This window comes from Dapis hubbardiae BLCC-M172, assembly GCF_050016015.1.
Taxonomy (GTDB): Bacteria; Cyanobacteriota; Cyanobacteriia; order Cyanobacteriales; family Microcoleaceae; genus Trichodesmium.
In genome coordinates, this window is record NZ_JBNHEQ010000276.1 from 1 (window position 1) to 4489 (window position 4489).

General features: G+C 35.7%; 5 protein-coding genes. 2 read left to right on the plus strand and 3 right to left on the minus strand.

From position 1 onward, the window contains the following. Positions 1-655: 655 nt before the first annotated feature. On the plus strand, positions 656-2254 hold the full coding sequence (gene gpmI, locus ACP6PK_RS25800; protein WP_426563875.1) for a 2,3-bisphosphoglycerate-independent phosphoglycerate mutase: 1599 nt from the start codon (positions 656-658) through the stop codon (positions 2252-2254). A 205-nt stretch (positions 2255-2459) separates the two neighbouring features. Further along, complete coding sequence (gene secG, locus ACP6PK_RS25805) at positions 2460-2693, plus strand: preprotein translocase subunit SecG (protein WP_094671187.1); 234 nt, start codon at positions 2460-2462, stop codon at positions 2691-2693. A 443-nt stretch (positions 2694-3136) separates the two neighbouring features. Here secG and ACP6PK_RS25810 read toward each other — a convergent pair whose 3' ends face one another. The 3 genes from ACP6PK_RS25810 to ACP6PK_RS25820 are packed head-to-tail and all read right to left on the minus strand — an operon-like array spanning position 3137 to position 4443. Beyond that, positions 3137-3958: a tetratricopeptide repeat protein gene (locus tag ACP6PK_RS25810; protein WP_426563877.1), complete on the minus strand. Its 822-nt coding sequence runs from the start codon at positions 3956-3958 to the stop codon at positions 3137-3139. Between the two features lie 37 nt (positions 3959-3995). Then, on the minus strand, positions 3996-4184 hold the full coding sequence (locus ACP6PK_RS25815; protein ID WP_426563879.1) for a type II toxin-antitoxin system VapC family toxin: 189 nt from the start codon (positions 4182-4184) through the stop codon (positions 3996-3998). Further along, entirely contained in the window at positions 4174-4443 is a 270-nt protein-coding gene (locus tag ACP6PK_RS25820) for a type II toxin-antitoxin system VapC family toxin (RefSeq protein WP_426563881.1), read from the minus strand. Before ACP6PK_RS25820 ends, ACP6PK_RS25815 begins: the two co-directional genes overlap by 11 nt. Positions 4444-4489 lie beyond the last annotated feature (46 nt).

The following is a 4489-nucleotide window of genomic DNA, read 5'->3' on the forward strand; positions in this document are numbered from 1 at the left end:
TCAATTATCAATTATCAATTATCAATTATCAATTATCAATTATCAATTAATGAACGTGTTAGTTATACCAAGGACTATCAATGTTTGTTAAAAATAGTTAGGCTGTTTCTAGGAGTCTCTGAGTCAGAATGAATAGCTTAAATATCAATTCAAGTTAACTATGATAGATAGGGAAGGTGGAATAGTCAGAATTTGATGCTGGTTAGAAGTTATTTCTTAAGTCAAGGTTAAATCCTTATTTAGGTTTGCTGAAGTAGGGATCTAGACTGTTGCTCACCCTTAATGAAAGTTTTCGGTCATAACCAACCTAGATTAACCATTCTGGCTCTCTATAATAAGATTTTATTTTTTATTAGGTAAAGATCAACAGAAGCCTACACTGACATTAACTTTCAGTTTAGGAGTATATCACTACAGATTTTTTGATTGCTTTCCGACTAATTAGGGGTAGTCTCCTTTCTATATATTCAACATCAACTTAAAACCATTCTAGGGATGATTTTAAGTGAATTTTATAATTTTATTTATTAAGATATTATATAACTTATATTTTAATAAAATCAATCCAACTTATCATAAAGAAAAAAATACTAAAGTATAGTATTTTGAGACTATTCATTATAAAACCGAGATGAGGCATAAAAGGTAATAAATTATGAAAAATGGTTCTATATCTCCGGTTGTACTAATTATTCTAGATGGTTGGGGTTATCGAGAAGACAAAGATGGAAATGCTATTACTGTGGGTGAAACACCTATAATTGATAGTCTTTGGCAAGCTTATCCCAAAACTTTAATTCAAGCTTCTGGAAAAGCTGTCGGTTTGCCAGAAGGTCAAATGGGTAACTCAGAAGTTGGTCACTTAAATATTGGAGCGGGGCGAGTTGTTCCCCAGGAATTAGTAAGAATTTCTGATGCAGTAGAAGATGGTTCAATAGCAGAAAACCAAGCTATTAAAAAGATTTGCCAGGATGTGATAGAGCGTAATTCTAAACTACACTTAGTAGGTTTATGTTCCCCTGGAGGAGTTCATTCCCATATAGACCATTTATTAGGTTTACTGGATATGGCTAAGGCCAAAGGAATTTCTGATGTCTGTATCCATGCCATTACTGATGGACGTGATACAAATCCTAAATCAGGAGTTCAGGTACTCAAACAGATAGAATATCATACTAATCAAATTGGTGTAGGCAGAATTGCTACAGTTAGTGGTCGCTATTATGCAATGGATCGGGATAAACGATGGGACAGAATTCAAAAAGCTTATGAGGTAATGACCAAAGATGGTTATGGAACTGGTCTTTCTGCTTCTGATTTACTACAAAAGTCTTATACTGAAGGTATAACAGATGAGTTTGTCATCCCAATTAGAGTAACTCCTGGAGCTGTAGAACCTGGAGATGGTATAATTTTCTTTAATTTTCGCCCAGATCGTGCCCGTCAATTAACTCAAGCTTTTGTAGATCCAGATTTTAATGGGTTTGAGCGTCAACAAATTCAACCATTGACATTTTTAACTTTCACTCAGTATGATTCTAGTTTCCCAGTTATTGTGGCTTTTGAACCTCAAAATTTGAATAATATTCTGGGACAGGTAATTTCTCAGAATGGTCTGCGTCAGTTCCGGACTGCGGAAACTGAAAAGTATGCTCATGTAACTTACTTTTTTAATGGGGGTTTCGAGCAACCATTTGAGGGAGAAGACCGAGAATTAGTTCAAAGTCCAATGGTAGCTCATTATGATGAAGCGCCCGAAATGTCTGCTGAAGAAGTGACAGAAGTGGCGATCGCTGCAGTGAAAAAGCAAATCTATTCTCTAATTGTTATTAACTATGCTAACCCTGATATGGTGGGTCATACTGGGGTGATGGATGCTGCGGTAAATGCGATTCAAACAGTTGACAATTGTCTAGGAAAACTTTTAGAGAGTATTAGTAAAGCAGGTGGCACAGCGATTATTATTGCTGACCATGGAAATGCTGAATATATGTGGGATGAACATGGCAACCCTTGGACAGCCCACACAACAAATCCGGTGCCATTTATACTGATAGAAGGAGAGGGACGTAAAATTCCTGGTCATGGGACTAGCGCATCTCTACGAAGTGATGGAAGGTTGGCAGATGTAGCACCAACTATTTTGGAAATTCTCAATTTGCCTCAACCTGCTGAAATGACTGGAAAATCAATGATTGATCAGGCAGAGTACGATCTGAAACAAAATCGTACTCCTATGCGGGTTGGTTTGTAATACCGTTTCATGGAAATTATCAAGTCAAAAGTCAAAAGTAAGATTTTACAGATTTAAGACTTTGACGGGACATTAGTTTCAGGAAATTATTTCACACTTAATGTTTGAAACTATTTTGTGACATCTTTAAAAGTGAATTGGTATCAGGTTTATCAACACTAATTATTAGTGATTTTTTTAAGTTTAAATAACGAGTCAGAAGATTATGAATGTTGTTCAACTTGCGGAAATTATCTGGTTTATATCCGCTCTTGGTATTATTATATTTGTCTTATTACATAGCCCGAAAGGTGATGGGATAGGTGGTATTGGTGGACAAGCTCAGTTATTTACCAGCACTAAGAGTGCAGAGATAACTTTAAATCGAATTACTTGGACTTTATCTGTGGTGTTTATGGGTCTAACTGTGCTTCTGAGTGCAGGTTGGTTGCCACAATAATAATTTAGAATTTAGAAGTTAAATTCTTGCTTTAGCTTTTTGTTTCATCCGTAGGGGTTTGGTCTCCAAACCCCCATTCATTGTATGGTTGCCACAAACAATAAGAATTTAGAATTCAGAATTTAGAAGTTAAATTCTTGCTTTAGCTTCTTGTTTCATCCGTAGGGGTTTGGTCTCCAAACCCCCATTCATTATTGTTGTAACGTATATTCTTGGTCAGACTTACAGCAATTTTCATTTGAGTAGCTCACTATAAAAACATTTGATGTTGGTGATGGGTGGCTATGATTTTTCTAGAAACCTAGAAACCGGGTTTGTATTAGATGCAGATACACACTGACATCTTTCTCTAACAAACCCGGTTTCTTAATAACACCCTCGCAATTATTTTATAGCTCGGTTCACCAACGCTGGGTTTGGTTTCCAAACCCCTACTGATATGATTATTCTATTTTGATAAATTTCTGCAAACTATTAACTAATGTTGGTGGCCAACGACGAATATTAGCGACCCAATCAAGGTCTTGATACCGGGGGTCTAATCCTACAGCAGCTACCCAGTTACTTTCTGCTTCTCCTTTTTTGCCTTGTTCCCAGAGACAAGCTGTTAAAGCTGCCCGCATATCAGCAAAGTTAGGATATTTACGAACGAGACCTTTTATGGTTTTTATTGCTTTTTGAGTTTCTCCAATTTGGTAAAGAGCTAGAGAATAATTGGCACGAGCAAAAGCATATTCGGGAGCTAATTCAGAAGCTTTTTTATAATCTTCAGTCGCTTTTTCCCATTCTCCTAATCCTGCTTCTGCATTGCCACGGTTATTGTAGGCAACTGGATCTGTTGGGTCTAATTCTATAACTTGGTTATAATCAGCGATCGCTTCTGACCATTTTTGGAGTCTTTCATAAGCTATACCACGATTTAGATATGGGTCTGGTGCTAAGGGTACAATTTCTATTGCTTTTTCATAATCGGAAATAGCTTCTTCTATTTTGTTTTGGCTGAGTCTGATATTACCTCTGTTGCTCCAGATAGCAGGGTTATCGGGATATTGTTCTAGGATTTGAGTCCATAATTGTTCGGCGTTGGTAAAGTCACCGTTATTACTGGCGTCTAAGGCTTGATTAAATAGATTGTCTAATTCTTCTAGTTGGGAGGGGGTAATATTTTGTGGTTGAGTGGCAGCCATTACATTTGATGGGTTGCTCAGACAAAATAAAGAGCATAAAAGAATTGTTATGAAAAATTTGCGAATTAAGTGTGGCATTGATAATTTAGTTAGAGTGGTAAAAATATAAATAGTATCATAATGTTAATTCACTGATTACTAAAATTGATAACTCACTGACTTTTTTGAATTGTAAATCATTGGTTAAAAAAGCATCACAATTAGAATGAATCGCTGTGGCAATTTGTAAGGCATCGGGTAATTTAAAATTATATCTAGCCGGAATGTCAGCAGCAATAAGAGCAATCTCTGAATTAATATCCACTCTCATTAATTGTGTCTTGAGAGGTTAGAATGTTAATAAATTGTTGTTGCCCAGAGAGATTTTTTTGACGGGTTGGTAAAATTAAACATTCTGCTAAAGTAATGGGAGAAGTGATAACAGTGATTGAATGGGACTCAATATAATTGAATACCTCATCTATAATTAAAAAATAATTAGGATTGCTCTCAACATAATAAATAATCGGAGCAGAATCTAAAAAAATCCGATTTAGCGGTTCTAAAATTGTTTCAATTTTCATATAATTTCAACAATTTATTGTTCTCTTTGTTGCCATTCTTGACGTA

Bases quoted from the DNA above. Each gene is read 5' to 3' on its own strand.
- secG (WP_094671187.1), top strand. From the start codon at position 2,460: ATGAATGTTGTTCAACTTGCGGAAATTATCTGGTTTATATCCGCTCTT.
- gpmI (WP_426563875.1), top strand. From the start codon at position 656: ATGAAAAATGGTTCTATATCTCCGGTTGTACTAATTATTCTAGATGGT.
- ACP6PK_RS25820 (WP_426563881.1), bottom strand. From the start codon at position 4,443: ATGAAAATTGAAACAATTTTAGAACCGCTAAATCGGATTTTTTTAGAT.
- ACP6PK_RS25810 (WP_426563877.1), bottom strand. From the start codon at position 3,958: ATGCCACACTTAATTCGCAAATTTTTCATAACAATTCTTTTATGCTCT.